Below are 17,111 nucleotides of genomic sequence, written 5' to 3' on the forward strand. Positions count from 1 at the left end.
TCCTTGGTGACGTGACCTACGAGCACAATGGCCACGCCGCTGGCCTTGGCCGCACGCGTCAGGTGCGCCGCGCATTCGCGCACCTGCGCCACCGAGCCCGGCGCGGAGCTGAGCTGGTCGGAATACAGGGTCTGGATCGAGTCGATCACCGCAATCGCCGGTTGCTTCGCGTCCAGCGTGGCCAGGATTTTTTCGAGCTGGATTTCGGCCAGCACCTTCACCTGGCTCTGTTCCAGCCCCAGCCGGCGCGAGCGCAGGGCGACCTGGGCGCCGCTTTCCTCGCCGGTCACGTAGAGGGTGTCCAGGCCGGCGCGTTGCAGGGCGTCCAGCGCCTGCAGCAGCAGGGTGGATTTGCCGATGCCCGGGTCGCCGCCGATCAGCACCACACCGCCTTCCACCACGCCACCGCCCAGCACCCGGTCGAGCTCGCCCAGGCCAGTGGGCGTGCGCGCCACGTCACTGGCTTCGATGTCGCTGAGCACCGCCAGCTCGGCGGTCGGGGCCAGGCTTTTGGGGCCGGCGCTCAGGCGGTTCTTGCTCGCGCTGGGGGCCTCGGCCACGGTTTCCACCAGGCTGTTCCAGGCGTTGCAGTGCGGGCATTTGCCCAGCCAGCGCGGGGTGGTGCCGCCGCATTCGTTGCAGGCGTACAGGGTCTTGTCTTTGGCCATGCGCGCCACTGTAGCAGCCGATCTGGCGAGGCTGGCGGTGCCCTGCCGCCCCAGAGCGCCCGCACCGTGGGAGCGCTGGTCGATCCTCAGCCCAGCTGCAAGTGGGCCACCACTTCGTCGATGTGGTCGTCGAAGTCGCTCAGAGCGTGGTCGCTGCCCACCAGCAGCTTCAGGCGCACGCCGGGGTAACGGCCCACCATCTCGCGCCAGTCCAGCACCTCGTCGCCCTGGGCCACCACCGCGTACACCCGTTCGGGCTGGGGCAGGGCGCCGCCCGCCAGCGCGCGCAGTTCGTCCACGTATTCCGGCCGGAAGAAGAAACGTTCCTCGGGGTCGTGCCAGGCGGTTTGCTCGCCGATGTACTTCGCCAAATCGCGCGCCGGGTCCACCGCCGGGTTCAGCAGCACCGCGCGGCAGCCGGTGTCCAGCGCCAGCCGGGTGGCGTAAAAGCCGCCCAGCGACGAGCCCACCACCGCCATGCGGTCGCGCGGCCAGTCGGCGGTGCCCTGGCGGATCAGCGCCATCGCTGCGGCGGGCGAGGGCGGCAACTGCGGGCACCACCAGGTCACGCCGGGGTGGTCGCGCCGCACGCGGGCGGCCATTTTCACCGCCTTCATGGAGTGCGGCGACGAACGAAACCCGTGCAGGTAGAGCAGGTGGGTGGTGGGCAAGGTCGGCGCAGGGGGCATGGGCCTAGGATAATCCAGCCCCATGGCAGTCGTGATCGAAAAACCGCCCTTGTGGCGACGCGTGGCCCCGGTGTTCCAGGGCTACGATGGCCCGTTCCTGCTGGCCGTGCTGCTGTTGGCCGGCATCGGCCTGGGCGTGATGTATTCCGTGGGCCACGACGTGGACGGCCGTTTCCTGGCGCACGCCCGCAACATGGCCATCGCCGCGGGCGTGATGTTCGTGGCCGCGCAGGTGCCGCCGCAGCGGCTCATGGCGCTGGCGGTGCCGGTGTACGCGGTGGGGGTGGCCCTGCTGGTGGCGGTGGCCCTGTTCGGCATCACCAAAAAAGGGGCAGAGCGCTGGGTCAACGTCGGCATCGTCATCCAGCCCAGCGAGATCATGAAAATCGGCATGCCGCTGATGTTGGCCTGGTGGTTCCAGCGCCGCGAGGGGCAGTTGCGGGCGCTGGACTTTGGGGTGGCCGCCGCCATCCTGGCCGTGCCGTCCTTCCTCATCCTGCGCCAGCCCGACCTGGGCACCACCCTGCTGGTGGCGGCGTCGGGGTTGTTCGTCATCTTTTTCGCCGGCCTGAGCTGGAAACTCATCCTGCCGCCGGTGGCGCTGGGGGTGGTGGGCATCGTCACCCTGATCGCCATGGAGCCGCAGTGGTGCCAGCCCGACGTGGACTGGGTGGTGCTGCACGAGTACCAGCGCCAGCGCGTCTGCACCCTGCTGGACCCGATGAAGGACCCGCTGGGCAAGGGCTTTCACATCATCCAGGGCATGATCGCCATCGGCTCCGGCGGTGTCTGGGGCAAGGGCTTCATGCAGGGCACCCAGACCCACCTCGACTTCGTCCCCGAACGCACCACCGACTTCATCTTCGCCTCCTACGCCGAGGAGTTCGGCTTTGTCGGCGTGCTGGTGCTGCTGGCCGCGTTCCTGTTCTTGATCTACCGCGGCCTGAAAATCGCCACCGAAGCGCCCACCCTGTTCGCCCGCCTGCTGGCCGGCGCGCTGACCTTGATCTACTTCGTCTACGCCTTCGTCAACATGGGCATGGTCAGCGGCATTTTGCCGGTGGTGGGCGTGCCCTTGCCCTTCATCAGCTACGGCGGCACCGCCATGGTCACCCTGGGGGCCAGCTTGGGCATGATCCTGTCGATCTCCAAATCCAAGCGCTTGGTGCAGAGCTGAACGCAACTTCCTACAATGGCCCCATGATTGCCCGCGAACCGACCCTGGCCCGACTGGCCACCGCCCAAGACCTGTTGCTGACGCCGTACGGGCTGGACGAGACCCATTTGCGCAAGGCGCTGGGCGAGATCCTGGTGCCCGGCGTGGACGACGCCGACCTTTACTTCCAGTACACCCGCGCCGAAGGCTGGAGCCTGGAGGAGGGCATCGTCAAGACCGGCAGCTTCAGCATCGACCAGGGCGTGGGCGTGCGCGCCGTCAGCGGCGACAAGACCGCGTTCGCCTACTCCGACGACCTCTCCTGGGCCGCCTTGCAGGACGCGGCCCACAGCGTGCGCGCCATCGGTGCCCAGGGCCAGAGCCAGAAGGCCAAGGTCGGCCGCACCAAGGTGTCCAAGTCGCGCTCGCTCTACCCGGCGCACGACCCCATCACCACGCTGGACAGCACCGCCAAAGTGGCCCTGTTGGAAAAAGTGGAGCGCCTGGCCAAGGCCCAGGACCCGCGCGTGGTGCAGGTCATGGCCGGCCTGGCCAGCGAATACGACGTGGTGCTGGTGGCCCGCGCCGACGGCACCCTGGCCGCCGACGTGCGCCCGCTGGTGCGCCTGTCGGTGACGGTGATTGCCGAGCAGGCCGGCCGGCGCGAGATCGGCTCCTCCGGCGGCGGTGGCCGTTTCGGCCTGGACCATTTCGACGACGCCCTGCTGCAGCAGTACGTGACCGAGGCGGTGCAGGCCGCCCTCATCAACCTGGACAGCCGCCCGGCCCCGGCCGGCGAGATGACCGTGGTGCTGGGCCCCGGCTGGCCCGGCGTGCTGCTGCACGAAGCCGTGGGCCACGGCCTGGAGGGCGATTTCAACCGCAAGGGCAGCAGCGCGTTCAGCGGCAGGATCGGCCAGCGCGTGGCGGCCAAGGGCGTGACCGTGCTGGACGACGGTACCATCGCCGACCGCCGTGGCTCGCTCAACGTGGACGACGAAGGCTGTGCCAGCCAGAAGAACGTGCTGATCGAAGACGGCATCCTGCGCGGCTACATCCAGGACAGCCTGAACGCGCGCCTCATGGGCGTCGCGCCCACCGGCAACGGCCGGCGCGAAAGCTACGCCCACCTGCCCATGCCGCGCATGACCAACACCTACATGCTGGGCGGCGACAAAGACCCGGCCGAAATCATCGCCAGCATCAAGAAAGGCCTGTACGCCAGCAACTTCGGCGGCGGGCAGGTGGACATCACCAGCGGCAAGTTCGTGTTCAGCGCCAGCCAGGCCTGGTGGGTGGAGAACGGCCAACTGCAGTACCCGGTCAAGGGCGCCACCATCGTGGGCAGCGGGCCGGAATCGCTCAAGAAAGTGACCATGATCGGCAACGACCTGGCGCTGGACAGCGGTGTGGGCACCTGTGGCAAAGAAGGCCAGAGCGTGCCGGTGGGCGTGGGCCAGCCGACGCTGCGCATCGAGGGCCTGACCGTGGGCGGCACCGCCTGAGGCGGCCGCGCAGGCCGCCACCGTGGCGTGCGCCCCACAGTGCCCGCGCGCTTGTCAGCCTGCTGTCACGCAGTTTGTGATACATTGAAACGCATGAAAGCCGCTCGGTTTTACTTTGCCTACTTTTGGATCTCACGCGTCACCGACGGAAGAGAGAGCTGAAGCTGGCCCGAAAAGCACCAGAGCCTCACAGAAACCGTCGGTCACCCCGGCGGTTTTTTTTTAGCCCACACCCACCCCCTTTGACACTTTTTCAGGACAGGACCTCACGATGAGCAAAGCCGCCACCGCCGCGACCGACGTCTGGTATGCGCACCCCGCCGACCGCACCAGCCAGACCGACGACCAACGCATCCAGGACATCACCGTGTTGCCTCCGCCCGAACACCTCATCCGCTTCTTCCCGATCCAGGGCACCGAGGTGGAAAAACTCATCGCCAGCACCCGCAAGACCATCCACCAGATCCTGCAGGGCAAGGACGACCGCCTGCTGGTCGTCATCGGGCCGTGCTCCATCCACGACCCGGCCGCGGCCATGGACTACGCCCGCCGCCTCAAGGAGATGCGCGACCACTTCAAGGGCACGCTGGAGATCGTGATGCGCGTCTACTTCGAGAAGCCGCGCACCACCGTGGGCTGGAAAGGCCTGATCAACGACCCCTACCTCGACGGCAGCTTCAAGATCGACGAGGGCCTGCGCATCGCGCGCCAGCTGCTGCTGGAAATCAACCGCCTGGGCCTGCCGGCGGGCAGCGAGTTCCTCGACGTGATCAGCCCGCAGTACATCGGCGACCTGATTTCCTGGGGCGCCATCGGCGCGCGCACCACCGAAAGCCAGGTGCACCGCGAACTGGCCTCGGGCATTTCCGCGCCCATCGGCTTCAAGAACGGCACCGACGGCAACATCCGCATCGCCACCGACGCCATCCAGGCCGCGGGCCGGGGCCACCACTTCCTGTCGGTGCACAAAAACGGCCAGGTCGCCATCGTCCAGACCAAGGGCAACCTGGACTGCCACGTGATCCTGCGCGGCGGCAAGGCCCCGAACTACGACGCCGCCAGCGTGGCCGCCGCCTGCGCCGAGCTGGAAGCCGCCAAGTTGCCCGCCACCCTGATGGTGGACTGCAGCCACGCCAACAGCAGCAAGCAGCACCAGAAGCAGATGGACGTGGCCCAGGACATCGCCCAGCAGCTCAGCGCCGGTTCGCGCCAGATCTTCGGCGTCATGGTGGAAAGCCACCTGCAGGCCGGCGCCCAGAAGTTCACCCCGGGCAAGGACGACGTGGCCGCCCTGGAGTACGGCAAGAGCATCACCGACGCCTGCATCGACTGGGACCACTCGGTGCTGCTGTTGCAGACCCTGTCGGACGCCGTGGCCGCGCGCCGTGCCCAGCACAAGGGCGGCAAGGCCAAGGCTTGATGCCGGGGCGGGTCGGTTGCACAATGGGGCCGATCCGCTTGCACACCACACACAGGAGCCCGCACCCATGCGCAGCCAGGTGATCGTCAGTTGGGGCGATGCGTCCCGCCACACCTTTGACTTGGAAGAGGTGCAGCCCATGCCGCACGACATGGCCCGCGCCTGGCTGGACGACCAGTTCCACGAGCTGGAGTGCGAGCCCCTGCGCCTAACTGGCAAGGTGCTGTTGGCCGACAAGGCGTTGGCGATCGCCCAGGCGGTGGGCGAAAGCCGTTTCACCGACCCGGCGCACCGGCCCTGGGCCATGGTCTATGCCCGGGCGGTGAGCGCCATGCTGGTCAAGCCGGTGGTTCGGGTGGACGTGCCCTCGCTGACCGTCTCTTACTGACGCGCCGCGTTCAGCCCGGCACTTGCAGGGCCGCGAGCAGGCGGTCGTGCACGCCGCCGAATCCGCCGTTGCTCATGCACAGCAGCTGGTCGCCCGGGCGCGCGGCGGCCACCACCTGGCGCACCAGGGTGTCGATGTCCGGCGCCACCCGTGCGCGTTCGCCCATGGGCGCGAGCGCGTCGGCCGCGTCCCAGCCCAGCCCGCCGCTGTGGCAGAAGGCCAGGTCGGCGTGCTCCAGGCTCCAGGGCAGTTGCGCCTTCATGGTGCCCAGTTTCATGGTGTTGGAGCGGGGCTCGAACACCGCCAGGATGCGCGCCGTGCCCTGGCCGCTGCGGTCGAGCTGGCGGCGCAGCCCGTCCACCGTGGTACGGATGGCGGTGGGGTGGTGGGCAAAGTCGTCGTACACGGCGATGTCGCCGCCCGGCCGCGCCACCCGGCCGCGCAGCTCCATGCGCCGCTTGACATTATGGAAGCGCCCCAGCGCCTCGGCCGCCATCGCCGGGGCCACGCCCAGGTGCTCGGCCGCGGCGATGGCCGCCAGCGCGTTGAGCTGGTTGTGCACCCCGCCCAGGCCCCAGCGCACCCGGGCCACCGGGCGGCCCCGGTGCAGCACGGCGAAGTCGCTGGCGTCGCCGTCGGCGGTGTAGTCGCTCACCGCCGCGCCAAAGCTGCGCTGTTCGCTCCAGCAGCCTTGGTGCAGCACCCGCGCCAGGCTTTCCTCCAGGCCGTTGACCACCACCCGCCCACTGCCCGGCACGGTGCGCACCAGGTGGTGGAACTGCCGTTCGATGGCGGCCAGGTCGTCGAAGATGTCGGCGTGGTCGAACTCCAGGTTGTTCAGCACCGCGGTGCGCGGGCGGTAGTGCACGAACTTGCTGCGCTTGTCGAAAAAGGCGGTGTCGTACTCGTCGGCCTCGATCACGAACGGCGCGCCCGTGCCCAGCCGGGCCGAGACGCCGAAGTTCAGCGGCACCCCGCCCACCAGGAACCCAGGCTGCTGGCCGGCGTGCTCCAGCACCCAGGCCAGCATCGAGGTGGTGGTGGTCTTGCCGTGCGTGCCGGCCACCGCCAGCACATGGCGGCCGTGCAAAATGTGCTCGCTCATCCACTGCGGACCGCTGGTGTAGCGGGCGCCGCTGTCCAGAATGGCCTCCATCAGCGGGAACTTGGGGCTGCCGTCGGGCAGGCGGGCGCGCGAGACCACGTTGCCCACCACGAACACATCGGGTTGCAGCGCCAGCTGGTCGGCGCCGAAGCCCTCGATCAGGTCGATGCCCAGCGCCCGCAACTGGTCGCTCATCGGCGGGTACACGCCGGCATCACAGCCGGTCACCCGGTGCCCGGCCTCGCGCGCCAGCGCGGCCACGCCGCCCATGAAGGTGCCACAAATCCCCAGTATGTGTATGTGCATGGCCGCCATTATCGGCGCGCCCGACCCCCCGCCACCTGGGGCCTTGGCCGCATGGCCGACAATCGCGGCATGGACACGCTGCATCAGGAAATCGCCCACGCCGCCGCCGCCCTGGTGGTGGACGAGGGGCTGGACTACGGCGCCGCCAAGAAGCGCGCGCTCAAGGCCTTGGGCCTGCCGCCGCGCACCGCGCTGCCCGACAACGGCGCCGTGGAAGCGGCGGTGCGTGAGCACCTGGCCCTGTTCCATGCCGACACCCAGCCGGGCGAATTGCGCGCCCTGCGCGAGCTGGCGCTGGTCTGGATGGAGCGGCTGGCCGAATTCCGCCCCTTGCTGGGGGGCGCCGTCTGGCACGGCACCGCCACCCAACTCAGCGACGTGTACCTGCAACTCTTCAGCGACGACCCCAAGGCGGTGGAGCTGGCGCTGATCAACCGCGGCGTGGAATACGAGGCCCAGTCGGTGACCGGGCTGCACGGCCACGCGGTGGAGGCGCTGAGCCTGCGCAGCCGCTGCGACGCGCTGCAGACCTGGGTCGGCGTGCACCTGCTGGTGAACGACGGCCGCGCCGAGCGTGGCAGCCTGCTGCCCGACGAGGCCGGCCGCAAACCGCGCGGTGATGCCCAGGCGGTGCGAACCTTGTTGGCCCTTTCGGACTCGGAACACCCATGAACAAACGACAACTGCTGATGGGCGGCGTGGCCGCCGCCGCCGGGGTGGCGGGCGCGGGCCTGGCCTGGTGGCGCTTCGAGCCCCAGGCCGTGGCCGACGGCGCGCTCGACGCCGTCTGGACCCAGACCTGGGATGCCCCCGATGGCCGTCCGGTGGCCCTGGCCGATTTCCGCGGCCGCCCGCTGCTGCTGAACTTCTGGGCCACCTGGTGCCCGCCCTGCGTGGAGGAACTGCCGCTGCTCAACGCCTTTTACCGCGAGCGCCAGGCCCAAGGCTGGCAGGTGCTGGGCCTGGCGGTGGACCAGCCCAGCGCGGTGCGCCAGTTCCTGCAGCGGCTGCCGCTGGACTTTCCTGTGGCCATGGCCGGCCTGGGCGGCACCGAACTCAGCCGTGCCCTGGGCAACGCCAACGGCGGGCTGCCCTACACCGTGGTGTTCGACGCCCGCGGCCAGGTGGCCCACCGCAAGATCGGCCAGGTGCGTCCGCAGGATCTGGCCGACTGGGCTCAGTCGACCTGAGGCCGGGTGCCCGCGGCCACCAGCCGCTCGAACGCGTCGGCGGGCACGGCCGGCGCGTACAGAAAACCCTGGAACTGGTCGCAGCCCAGCTGCTGCAGCCGGTGGTGCTGTGCCGGCAGTTCCACGCCCTCGGCCACCACCGCCATTTTCATGGCGTGGCCCATCTGCACGATGGCCGCGACGATGGCGGCATCGGCCTCGTCCTCGTGCAGGGAGGCGATAAAGGTGCGGTCGATCTTGAGCTTGTGCAGCGGAAAGCGCTTGAGGTAGGTCAGGCTGGAGTAGCCCGTGCCGAAGTCGTCCAGCGCCAGCTGCACGCCCAGCTGGGCCAGGGCCTGCAGCCGTTCCAGCGCCTCGTCGGCGTCGTGGATCAGGATGGATTCGGTCAGTTCCAGCTCCAGCAGGTGCGGCGGCAGGCCGTGCTCGGCCAGGGTCTGGGCCACGCCGTGGACGAAGTGGGCCTGCTGGAACTGCAGCGCCGAGACGTTGACCGCCACCTGGCACGGCGTGCCGGTGCGCAGCCAGGCCGCGGCCTGCTGCACCGCGGCCTGCAGCACCCAGTCGCCCAGGGCCACGATGAAGCCCGATTCCTCGGCCACCGTGATGAAGGTGCCCGGCGACACCATGCCGCGTTCCGGGTGGTTCCAGCGCACCAGCGCCTCGCAGCCGCTCAGGGCGCCGGTCTGCAGGTCGGCGCGCGGCTGGTAGTGCAGCACGAACTCGCGCCGCTTCAGCCCCTCGCGCATGGCGTGGTCCATCTGGATGCGCGAGAGCAGGTCCGCGTTCATCTGCGGCCGGTAGAAGCGGTAGTGGCCCTTGCCGCGCTCCTTGACCTGGTACATCGCGGTGTCGGCGTGCTGGATCAGTTCGTCCAGCGTCTGGCCGTCGTGCGGGTAGAGCGCAATGCCCACGCTGCACGACAGGTTGAAGCTCATGTCGTCGATTTGCACCGGGCGCGTCACCGCGTCGATGATGCGTTGCGCCGAGATCTCGGCGCCGGCGTGGTCGGCGTCGTGCAGGTGGACGACGAATTCGTCCCCGCCCAGGCGGCACAGGGTGTCAGTCTGGCGCAGGCAGTGCTTGAGGCGCTGGCCGATCTCGATCAGCACCCGGTCGCCGAACAGGTGGCCGAGCGAGTCGTTGATGCTCTTGAAACGGTCCAGGTCCAGGAACATCACCGCAAACGGGGCCCGGTTGCGTTCGGCCAGCCGGATGGCGTGGCCCACGCGCTCGGTCAGCATCAGCCGATTGGGCAGGCCGGTCAGGGCGTCGGTGTAGGCCAGCTGTTCGATGCGCTGCTGCGCGGCAAGCTTTTCCGACAGGTCCTTGACGAACACCACCGTGTTGAGCGCGGAGCCGTCCCCGTCGCGCAGCACCACCCACGAGGCCTGCAGCGCGGTGGCGCTGCCGTCGGGCTGGCGCAGCCAGATGTCGCCTTCCCAGTAGCCCCGGGCGTTGAGCTTCTCGTCCAGGTCGCTCAGCCAGTCGCGCTGGGTGGGCGAGTAAAACAGTTCGCGCGCCGAGACGCCCTGCAGGGCCTGGCTGCTGCGCTGGGCCATGCGCTCGGCCACCGGGTTGCACACGGCGATGCGGTGCGCCGGGTCGGTGACGAAGATGGCCTCCAGGCTGGACTCGAACACCTTGGCCGCCAGCTTGAGCTGGGCCTCGGTGGCGGAGCGTTCGGTGATGTCGCGGAACACGTAGACCCGCCCGATCGGGCGGCCGCGCGCCAGTTGCGGCCGCGACAGCCGCTCCAGGATGCGGCCGCTGCGCAGCACCAGCACGTCGTCGGTTTCCAGCAGCGGCGAGCGCTGGATCTGGCCCAGCCGCTGCAGGTAGGGCGTGGGGTCGGGCACGCTGTTGGCCAGGTAGGCGTGCACCGCGTCGTCGTTGCGGTGGGTCAGCAGTTCCTCGGGCAGTTCCCAGAGGCGGGCGAACAGCCGGTTGAAGGCGCGGATGCCGCCGTCCAGGTCGCACACCAGCAGGCCGTCGGCGGTGGACTCCAGCGTGGCGCGCAGCTCGGCCAGCAGCGTCTCCAGCTGCTGTTCGGTCTGGTGCTGCTGGGTTTTGTCCTGCATCGCCACCAGGTAAACCGAGGCGCCGTCCTCGGTCTGCATCGGCGTGATGCGGCGCTCCACCCACACCGTGCTGCCGTCGGCGCGGCGCAGCTGGGTGTCGGAGTGCAGCGTGTCGGGCTGGTCGGGGGCCAGGGCTTCCCAGAACAGGTGGTCTTGCGGGGTGGCCACCAGGTCGGTCACCGGCACGCCGTTGAGGGCGCCCGGGTCGAGCTGCTGCAGCCGGGTGGCGGCGCCGTTGGCGGTGAGGATGCGGCGCGTGTGCGGGTCCACCACCCAGACGGCCTCCAGCAGGCCTTCGGTCAGGGGGGCCCAGTGCAGGTGGCTCACGCGCCGGCCTCCGTGGGGTCGGTGGCACCGGGGGCCCGTTCAAAGTAGTAGCAGACGCGCTGGCGCGGGGACAGGTATTCCAGCGCCTGGCGCGGCAGTTGGTCGGCGCGCAGGCTGCGCTGGATGCCGACCTGCGACTGCTGCTGCAGGTCGAGCAGCAGCGCCTCGTCGCGGGTCACGCCGCGGTCGTGCACCAGCACCCGGGGCTTGAGCGGGCGCGAGGAATTGACCGCCGCCACCAGGGCGTAGCGGCCGTCGGTGAGCTGCACCAGCGAGCCCGGCGGGTACACCCCCATCATGCGGATGAAGGCGCTCAGGGTGGTGGACTCGAAGCGGGTTTTCTGGGTGGCGAAGAGCAGCGACAGCGCCTCGTGCGGGGTCAGGGCCTTGAGCGGGTTGGGTGGGTTGCACAGGCCGTCGTAGCGGTTGATCAAAGCCAGGATGCGCGAGGTGGGGGCCTGCTTGTCGGCCAGGCAGCCGGTGGGGAAGCCGCTGCCGTCGGCCAGTTCGTGGTGCTGCGACAGGGTGAGCAGAGCCAGCGGCGACAGGCCCATGCGCTTGGCCTGGGCCACGCCGTGGGCCACGTGTTCCTGGTAGAGCTTGTGGTGGGCCGCGGTGAAGCCGTCGTCGCGGTGGCGCACGCGGTCGGGCAGTTCGGCCTTTCCCACGTCGTGCAACAGGGCGGCCTGGCCCAGGGCCTCCAGGCTGTCGCCGGCCAGGCCCATGGCCTGACCCAGCAGCAGGCTGAGCACCGTCACGTTCATGGCGTGCAAGGTGTTGCGGTCACCGGGGTTTTCGCTCAGCAGGCGGATGGCCGATTCCTCGTGGCCCAGCAGCGCCTGCACCATGCCGCCGATCAGTTCGACACTGCGGGTGCGCGCGGCTTCGGGCTGCTGTGGCAGCTGGTCCAGGATGGCTTTGTAGGCGCGGGCGCCTTCGGCATAGCGCCGTTCGCACTGCTGCAGCGCCTGGCGTTGCGCCGCCAGGGCGGCCTGCCACTGGCGCTGCTGTTCGCGCGCGGTCTCTTCGGCCGGGCTGGGTGCGGGGCGGGCGGGGGCGGCCGCTGCCGCCACGGTGGGCTGGGGCGGGGCGTCGCTTTTGGCCGGGTCCCAGCGCAACGCGCTCAGGCCCAGGCCGCGGATGGTGTCGATCTGCTGTTGCGAGCTGATCTTGAAGCTGCCGAACGGAAAGGGATGGTCCATCCAGCCCAGGTCCAGGTGGACGTAGAGCCCCACGCGCAGGTCGGCCACCGGAACCGTCTGGTGGGTGCTGTCCAGCATGGCGTAAGGCTCCCTTTCTGAGTGATCGTGCCGTATCAGACCATTATCGCCAAACTTTGCACCGCCGCGCGGCCCGTTGTACATTGCCGTCACCACAATGGTGCCGCCCATGCAAGTCCCTTTCCCGCTCGATGACCTCGCCCTGCAGGCGCCGGTGCCGGTGAACCTGTGGGACCCCCACGGCGTGCTGCTGCTGCGCAAGGGTGAGGTGTTGCTCGACGAACAGCACCGCCAGCGCCTGCAGATGCACCGGCCCATGGCCGATGAGGCCGAGGTCAAGGCCTGGTCGTTCCGCTACACCGCCGCCATCGACCGCATGGTGCGCGCCAACCAGAGCCTGGAAAGCATCGCCGGCGTGGCCCGGCCCATGGGGGTGGCCGCGGCGCCCGAGCCCGAGCACGATGCGCCGGTGGAGGTTTGGCCCGACCTGCACGACGCCCTGGCCACCCTGCTGTACCAGGGCGCGCAGGCGCAGGGTTTCTTGCCTCGGCTGGCCCAAATTGAGCGGCGCATGGCGCGGGTGCTGCAGACGCGGGTGGACGACAGCCTGTTTGTGCTGGTGCAACTGCTGCAGGACCGCCGCTTGGGCCACAGCGCCACCCACGCCCTGTTGTGCGCCGTGGTCTGCCGGCTGGTCGGCCCCGCCCTGGACCTGAGCCCGTCCGATGGCGACAGCCTGCAGCGCGCCGCGCTGACGATGAACATCGGCATGGCACGGCTGCACGACACCCTGGCGCACCAGGCCGAGCCCCTGAGTGCGGCCCAGCGCGAGCAGGTGCAGACCCACCCGGCGCGGGGCGCGGCCCTGCTGCAGCGGCTGGGCGTGGACGACCCCTTGTGGCTGCGTTGCGTGCGCGACCACCACGCGGTGCCCGAGGTGGGTGGCTACGTGGACGGCCGCACCGACCTGGACCGGCCCGTGCTGCTGCTGCGCCAGGCCGACATCTACGTGGCGCGGCTGGCGCCCCGCGCCGACCGGCCCAGCTGGCCGGCGCAACGCGCGGCGCGCGACGCCTACCTGGGGCCCGATGGCCAACCCACCGCGGTGGGCGCCGCCTTTGTCAAGACGCTGGGTGCCCACATCCCGGGCAGCTACGTGCGCCTGGCCAACGGCGAATGCGCGGTGGTGGTGCGCCGCGGCCGGCGCGCCAACCTGCCCCTGGTCATGGCGGTGATCAACCGCGACGGCCTGCCGCTCGGCGAACCCGCGCTGCGCGACACCGCCGAGCCGGCTTACGAGGTCAAGGCCGGGGTGACCGCCGACACGGTGAAGCTGCGCTTGCCCGCCGCGAAGCTGCTGGCCCGGGTGTGACCGGCGATGGTTCGTTTGTAGCAGTCAAGGGGGGTGATTTATACTGGTGCGACTGTCAGTCGTATCGGACGCAGGATGGCCTGTGCGCACCGTCGCCGACCCTCCCCGCCGGGAACCCTCAGGACTGTCCATGTTTCTGCCACCCGCCGGGTCGCCCCACCGCCGCCTGACCAGTGTATTTCTGGTGGAGTGGCTCTTCCTGGTCGGTGCGCTGCTGTTGCTCGCGGGTGTGCTGCTGTACACCCAGGTGCACGAACACCGGGCCCTGCGTGAGCGTGAACGCGAGCGGCTGCTGGCCACCGTGGCGGTGTTGCACGACAACATCGGCCGGCAACTCGACAGCATCAACCGCGCACTCGTCAACATCCGTGACGAGGTGCCACGTTGGCGCCAGAGCGACAACATGGCCGCCGCCCACCGCCGCCTCAAGGCCTACACCGACGCCATGCCCGGGGTGCGCACCCTGACCCTGATCGACGTTCGGGGCACGGTGCTGGCCTCCAACCGGCCCGAGCTGGTCGGCCGAAATTTCCGCCAGCGCGACTACTTCCGCGCCGCCATGGCCAGCCCCAGCACCGACACCCTGTACGTGAGCCCGCCCTACCTCACCGCGCTCGGGGTCTATGCCCTCAACGTCGTGCGCACCGTGGCCAACGGCGACGGCAGTGCGTACGGCATCGTCTCGGCCACGCTCGACCCGGACGAGTTCCGCATCCTGCTCCAGTCGGTGCGCTACGCCGCCGACATGCGCGTGCGCATCGTCCACGGCCTGGGCACGCCCTTCATGCAGGAGCCGCACCGGCCCGATGGCCCGGACATGGTGGCGGCCGTGCCCGGCAGCGCGATGGCCGCCTTCTTGGCCCGCGGGGAGGCCCGTTACTTTGCCGCCATGGCCCCGCTGCCCGGCGAGGCCGTGCAGTGGCAGGCCCTAGGGCGGGTGCAACCCGCGGCCCTGAACATGAACCTGCCCTTGCTGGTGGTGGCCGAACGCGATGCCGCGGCCGTGCAGGCCAGCTGGGTGGCCGAGGGCTGGATCAAGGGCGGGCTGATGGGTTTGTTGGCCCTGACCAGCGCCGGCCTGCTGTTCCTGCTGCAACGCCGACAGCGCCAGAGTGCCCACGATGCCGAAGCGGCGTCCCGGTTGTTGCGGCAAAAGAATGCCGAGTTGCAGGCCCTCAACCAGCAGCTCCACGCGCAAAGCGAACAACTGCGCGCCCTGGCCCTGTCGGACGGGTTGACCGGTGTGGCCAACCGCCGCCGCCTCGACGAGCAACTGCAGGCCGAGTGGCGGCGCTGTCAGCGTGAAGGCCGGCCGCTGGCCGTGCTGATGGTGGACGTGGACCACTTCAAGGGCTACAACGACCGCTATGGGCACGCGGCCGGCGATGCCTGCCTGCAGGTGCTGGCGGCCATTTTGCAAGCCGGCCTGACGCGTTCGCACGACCTGGTGGCCCGCTACGGCGGGGAGGAATTCGTCTGCCTGCTGCCCGATTGCGACCGGGACGGTGCCCTGCGCAAGGCCGAGGCCCTGCGCGCCGCGGTGCTGGCGCACGCCTTGCCGCACGCGGCCTCTGGGGTGGCTGAGGTGGTCACCATCAGCGTGGGGGTGGCCGCGCAACAGCCGGGCGAGGAGGGAACCCCTGAGGCCTTGCTGGCCCAGGCCGACCAGGCCCTGTACCGCGCCAAACAGCAGGGCCGCAACCGGGTGGCCACTGTGCCAACGCCGGCCGCCGCGCTGCCGGTGGTCGCCTGACGCTGCCACGGGCGGCTGTCCGCGCACCGACCTGCCGCGCGGGCTCGGCCCTGTGCGTCAGTCGAGTTCGTACACCGACACCCGGGCGCTGGCGGCGATCACGTTCAGGTGGCAGATTTCGCGGGTGGTGCGGGCCTTGTTCAGTGCGCCGCCGCGACCGGTGAGCTTGCGAAGGATGGCTTTGAGGCTCATGGGGTGTCGTCCAAGGTAGGGATGAAGGGGGCGTCAGCGGCCCAGCCGGCGAAAGGCGCCCACCACCACGCCGATCACTTCCAGCGATTCGTGGGCCACGATGTCGGGGTAGTCGGGGTTGGCGGGCTTGAGCACCCAGCCACGGCCGGCGGGTGCGGGGAACAGGTGTTTGACCGTCATCTCCTGGTCCACCAGGGCCACGACGATGTCGCCCGTGCGGGTGGGGCGGTGGCGTTCCACCACCACCATGTCGCCGTCGAGCAGGCCGGCGTCCTTCATGGAGTCGCCGCGCACCCGGCAAAACACGGTGCGTTCGGGGTGGTGGATCAGGTAGTCCTCCACCCCCACGGTTTCCAGGCCCGAGGACTGGTCCTCGGGCTGGGGCAGGCCGGCGCGCACGTTGCCCAGCACCGGCAGCGCGAAAAAGGCCTTGGTCGGGGCGATGCGACCGGCGGTGCGCTCGAGGTAGCCGGCGTCCACCAGGCGTCCGATCACCTTGAACACCCCGCCAGACGATGCCAGCCCCAGCACATCGGCCAGCTTGGCCATGGCCGGGAAGGCCTTGTTGGCTTTCCAGTAGGTGCGCAGGGCGTCGAGGTGTTGCTGGTCCGACATCGGGCGTGCAGTGCGGTGAATGAATGTTCACGATTGTGCATGTCGGTGGGCCGGCCGTCAAGCCCAGGGCATGGGGGGCTCGTGCCCCGAGACAAGGGAACTTTCGTCCGTGGCACAAGGTCAATCCACTCGTGTAAGCCAACACACATCCATTCGCTTTACTGCGGCAAAGCCCTGTGGGTTTCACGCGGCTGACACATGGCTCTGGCACCATGCCACCACAACAACGAAAGGAAGGGACAAATGAACGTTCAGACCCAAGCCCAGCGCGTCATCGAGACGACGCGGCGCTCTTGGACGACCCAAGCCACCCAGGCCTGAGTCGCCCTGCGCCACCCGAGACGGCCACCCCCCAGGTGGCCGTTGGCTTTTTTGTCGCCAGCCGCTGGCTGGTGGCCGACCGCCCCACCGCAGCCTGCCTGGCCCTTCGACGCGCCGGGTCCCTGACAGCGGGCTGCGCGTGCTGTTATAAACAGGCACAGACCGTTGCGCCGCGCAAGGGACGCTGCCCAACCCCAACCCCAACCCCAACCCCAACCCCAACACCGGTGGGGGCTTGGGGCCCCGTTGGGCAACGCCCGCGGCCTTGCGACATGCTGGTGCCGGCGAACTGTGCCGCAAGCTGTCAGAAAGGTGTTCGGAATGCGTGTCTCTGGAGACCCCACCGCCTCGGCCCAGGAGTTGGCGCGGCTCGCCCGGCTCTTGTCTTACGAGGTGCTGGACACGCCGCCGGAACCGGCCTTCGACGACTTCACCGCCCTGGCCAGCCGCCTGCTGGGGGTGCCGATCGCGCTGATTTCCCTCCTCGACCAGGACCGGCAGTGGTTCAAAAGCAAGGTGGGCTTGGACGTGGACGCCACCGCACGCCAGGTGGCTTTCTGCCACCACACCATCGCGCAGTCGGACATTCTGGTGGTCGAGGACTCCTGGTGCGACGAGCGCTTTGCCGACAACCCCCTGGTGCGGGGCGAGCCCCACATCCGCTTTTACGCGGGCTGCCCCCTGGTGTCGCCCGACGGGTTGGCCATCGGCACCCTGTGCGTCATCGACCGCCAGCCGCGCCAGCTCAGCGCCGACGAGGCCGACACCCTGCGCCGCCTGGCCCGCCAGCTCATGCACCTGCTGGA

Annotated in this window: 16 protein-coding genes; 9 read left to right on the forward strand and 7 right to left on the reverse strand. The window is 69.6% G+C overall.

Annotated features, from left to right (window positions below):
• Both HA630_RS19595 and HA630_RS19600 read right to left on the reverse strand, forming a co-directional pair.
• Nucleotides 1-668 (reverse strand): ATPase domain-containing protein (locus HA630_RS19595; protein ID WP_166837019.1); only part of this gene is annotated, 668 nt, incomplete at its 3' end.
• A gap of 86 nt (nucleotides 669-754) precedes the next feature.
• On the reverse strand, nucleotides 755-1,357 hold the full coding sequence (locus HA630_RS19600) for a YqiA/YcfP family alpha/beta fold hydrolase (RefSeq protein ID WP_166837021.1): 603 nt from the start codon (nucleotides 1,355-1,357) through the stop codon (nucleotides 755-757).
• A 22-nt stretch (nucleotides 1,358-1,379) separates the two neighbouring features.
• Here HA630_RS19600 and rodA point away from each other — a divergent pair, with 22 nt between their 5' ends.
• The 4 genes from rodA to HA630_RS19620 all read left to right on the forward strand — a co-directional run bounded on the left by rodA (nucleotide 1,380) and on the right by HA630_RS19620 (nucleotide 5,826).
• Entirely contained in the window at nucleotides 1,380-2,534 is a 1,155-nt protein-coding gene (gene rodA / locus HA630_RS19605) for a rod shape-determining protein RodA (protein WP_166837023.1), read from the forward strand.
• A 23-nt stretch (nucleotides 2,535-2,557) separates the two neighbouring features.
• Nucleotides 2,558-4,018 carry a metalloprotease TldD gene (tldD, locus tag HA630_RS19610; protein ID WP_166837025.1) on the forward strand — a complete coding sequence of 487 codons (1,461 nt, stop codon included), beginning with the start codon at nucleotides 2,558-2,560 and terminating at the stop codon, nucleotides 4,016-4,018.
• A gap of 271 nt (nucleotides 4,019-4,289) precedes the next feature.
• Nucleotides 4,290-5,438 (forward strand): 3-deoxy-7-phosphoheptulonate synthase, encoded by a 1,149-nt coding sequence (locus tag HA630_RS19615; protein WP_166837027.1) that lies wholly within the window; start codon nucleotides 4,290-4,292, stop codon nucleotides 5,436-5,438.
• A gap of 67 nt (nucleotides 5,439-5,505) precedes the next feature.
• The gene (locus HA630_RS19620; RefSeq protein ID WP_166837029.1) at nucleotides 5,506-5,826 is read left to right on the forward strand and encodes a hypothetical protein; all 321 of its coding nucleotides are present in this window, start codon (nucleotides 5,506-5,508) and stop codon (nucleotides 5,824-5,826) included.
• A gap of 10 nt (nucleotides 5,827-5,836) precedes the next feature.
• On the opposite strand, the gene mpl is transcribed toward HA630_RS19620, so the two are convergent.
• Nucleotides 5,837-7,237, reverse strand: a complete 1,401-nt coding sequence (gene mpl, locus HA630_RS19625; RefSeq protein WP_166837031.1) for a UDP-N-acetylmuramate:L-alanyl-gamma-D-glutamyl-meso-diaminopimelate ligase — start codon at nucleotides 7,235-7,237, stop codon at nucleotides 5,837-5,839.
• Between the two features lie 69 nt (nucleotides 7,238-7,306).
• Here mpl and HA630_RS19630 point away from each other — a divergent pair, with 69 nt between their 5' ends.
• On the forward strand, nucleotides 7,307-7,909 hold the full coding sequence (locus HA630_RS19630) for a hypothetical protein (RefSeq protein WP_166837033.1): 603 nt from the start codon (nucleotides 7,307-7,309) through the stop codon (nucleotides 7,907-7,909).
• Nucleotides 7,906-8,427: a TlpA disulfide reductase family protein gene (locus HA630_RS19635; RefSeq protein ID WP_166837035.1), complete on the forward strand. Its 522-nt coding sequence runs from the start codon at nucleotides 7,906-7,908 to the stop codon at nucleotides 8,425-8,427. The genes HA630_RS19630 and HA630_RS19635 overlap by 4 nt, the downstream gene beginning before the upstream one ends.
• On the opposite strand, the gene HA630_RS19640 is transcribed toward HA630_RS19635, so the two are convergent.
• Entirely contained in the window at nucleotides 8,415-10,832 is a 2,418-nt protein-coding gene (locus tag HA630_RS19640; RefSeq protein ID WP_371809303.1) for an EAL domain-containing protein, read from the reverse strand. The two genes, HA630_RS19635 and HA630_RS19640, sit on opposite strands and share 13 nt — an antisense overlap.
• Nucleotides 10,829-12,112, reverse strand: a complete 1,284-nt coding sequence (locus HA630_RS19645; protein WP_166837037.1) for an HD-GYP domain-containing protein — start codon at nucleotides 12,110-12,112, stop codon at nucleotides 10,829-10,831. The genes HA630_RS19640 and HA630_RS19645 overlap by 4 nt, the downstream gene beginning before the upstream one ends.
• Nucleotides 12,113-12,221: 109 nt before the next feature.
• Here HA630_RS19645 and HA630_RS19650 point away from each other — a divergent pair, with 109 nt between their 5' ends.
• Together HA630_RS19650 and HA630_RS19655 are read left to right on the forward strand one after the other, a co-directional pair.
• Nucleotides 12,222-13,424 (forward strand): HD-GYP domain-containing protein, encoded by a 1,203-nt coding sequence (locus HA630_RS19650; protein ID WP_166837039.1) that lies wholly within the window; start codon nucleotides 12,222-12,224, stop codon nucleotides 13,422-13,424.
• A gap of 130 nt (nucleotides 13,425-13,554) precedes the next feature.
• Nucleotides 13,555-15,177: a diguanylate cyclase gene (locus HA630_RS19655; RefSeq protein ID WP_166837041.1), complete on the forward strand. Its 1,623-nt coding sequence runs from the start codon at nucleotides 13,555-13,557 to the stop codon at nucleotides 15,175-15,177.
• Between the two features lie 57 nt (nucleotides 15,178-15,234).
• On the opposite strand, the gene HA630_RS24790 is transcribed toward HA630_RS19655, so the two are convergent.
• Together HA630_RS24790 and HA630_RS19660 are read right to left on the reverse strand one after the other, a co-directional pair.
• A complete protein-coding gene (locus HA630_RS24790) occupies nucleotides 15,235-15,369 on the reverse strand; it encodes a hypothetical protein (protein ID WP_256368665.1) in 135 nt (44 codons plus the stop codon).
• Nucleotides 15,370-15,402: 33 nt separating this feature from the next.
• Nucleotides 15,403-15,984, reverse strand: a complete 582-nt coding sequence (locus HA630_RS19660; RefSeq protein WP_166837043.1) for a LexA family transcriptional regulator — start codon at nucleotides 15,982-15,984, stop codon at nucleotides 15,403-15,405.
• Between the two features lie 642 nt (nucleotides 15,985-16,626).
• Here HA630_RS19660 and HA630_RS19665 point away from each other — a divergent pair.
• Nucleotides 16,627-17,111 (forward strand): GAF domain-containing protein (locus HA630_RS19665; protein WP_166837045.1); only part of this gene is annotated, 485 nt, incomplete at its 3' end.

The sequence above is a fragment of the Aquabacterium sp. A08 genome (assembly GCF_011742065.1).

Excerpts from the sequence above, each read along its gene's own strand:
- HA630_RS19600 (WP_166837021.1), bottom strand. The coding sequence starts at position 1,357 with ATGCCCCCTGCGCCGACCTTGCCCACCACCCACCTGCTCTACCTGCAC.
- rodA (WP_166837023.1), top strand. The coding sequence starts at position 1,380 with ATGGCAGTCGTGATCGAAAAACCGCCCTTGTGGCGACGCGTGGCCCCG.
- tldD (WP_166837025.1), top strand. The coding sequence starts at position 2,558 with ATGATTGCCCGCGAACCGACCCTGGCCCGACTGGCCACCGCCCAAGAC.
- HA630_RS19615 (WP_166837027.1), top strand. The coding sequence starts at position 4,290 with ATGAGCAAAGCCGCCACCGCCGCGACCGACGTCTGGTATGCGCACCCC.
- HA630_RS19620 (WP_166837029.1), top strand. The coding sequence starts at position 5,506 with ATGCGCAGCCAGGTGATCGTCAGTTGGGGCGATGCGTCCCGCCACACC.
- mpl (WP_166837031.1), bottom strand. The coding sequence starts at position 7,237 with ATGCACATACACATACTGGGGATTTGTGGCACCTTCATGGGCGGCGTG.
- HA630_RS19630 (WP_166837033.1), top strand. The coding sequence starts at position 7,307 with ATGGACACGCTGCATCAGGAAATCGCCCACGCCGCCGCCGCCCTGGTG.
- HA630_RS19635 (WP_166837035.1), top strand. The coding sequence starts at position 7,906 with ATGAACAAACGACAACTGCTGATGGGCGGCGTGGCCGCCGCCGCCGGG.
- HA630_RS19645 (WP_166837037.1), bottom strand. The coding sequence starts at position 12,112 with ATGCTGGACAGCACCCACCAGACGGTTCCGGTGGCCGACCTGCGCGTG.
- HA630_RS19650 (WP_166837039.1), top strand. The coding sequence starts at position 12,222 with ATGCAAGTCCCTTTCCCGCTCGATGACCTCGCCCTGCAGGCGCCGGTG.
- HA630_RS19655 (WP_166837041.1), top strand. The coding sequence starts at position 13,555 with ATGTTTCTGCCACCCGCCGGGTCGCCCCACCGCCGCCTGACCAGTGTA.
- HA630_RS24790 (WP_256368665.1), bottom strand. The coding sequence starts at position 15,369 with ATGAGCCTCAAAGCCATCCTTCGCAAGCTCACCGGTCGCGGCGGCGCA.
- HA630_RS19660 (WP_166837043.1), bottom strand. The coding sequence starts at position 15,984 with ATGTCGGACCAGCAACACCTCGACGCCCTGCGCACCTACTGGAAAGCC.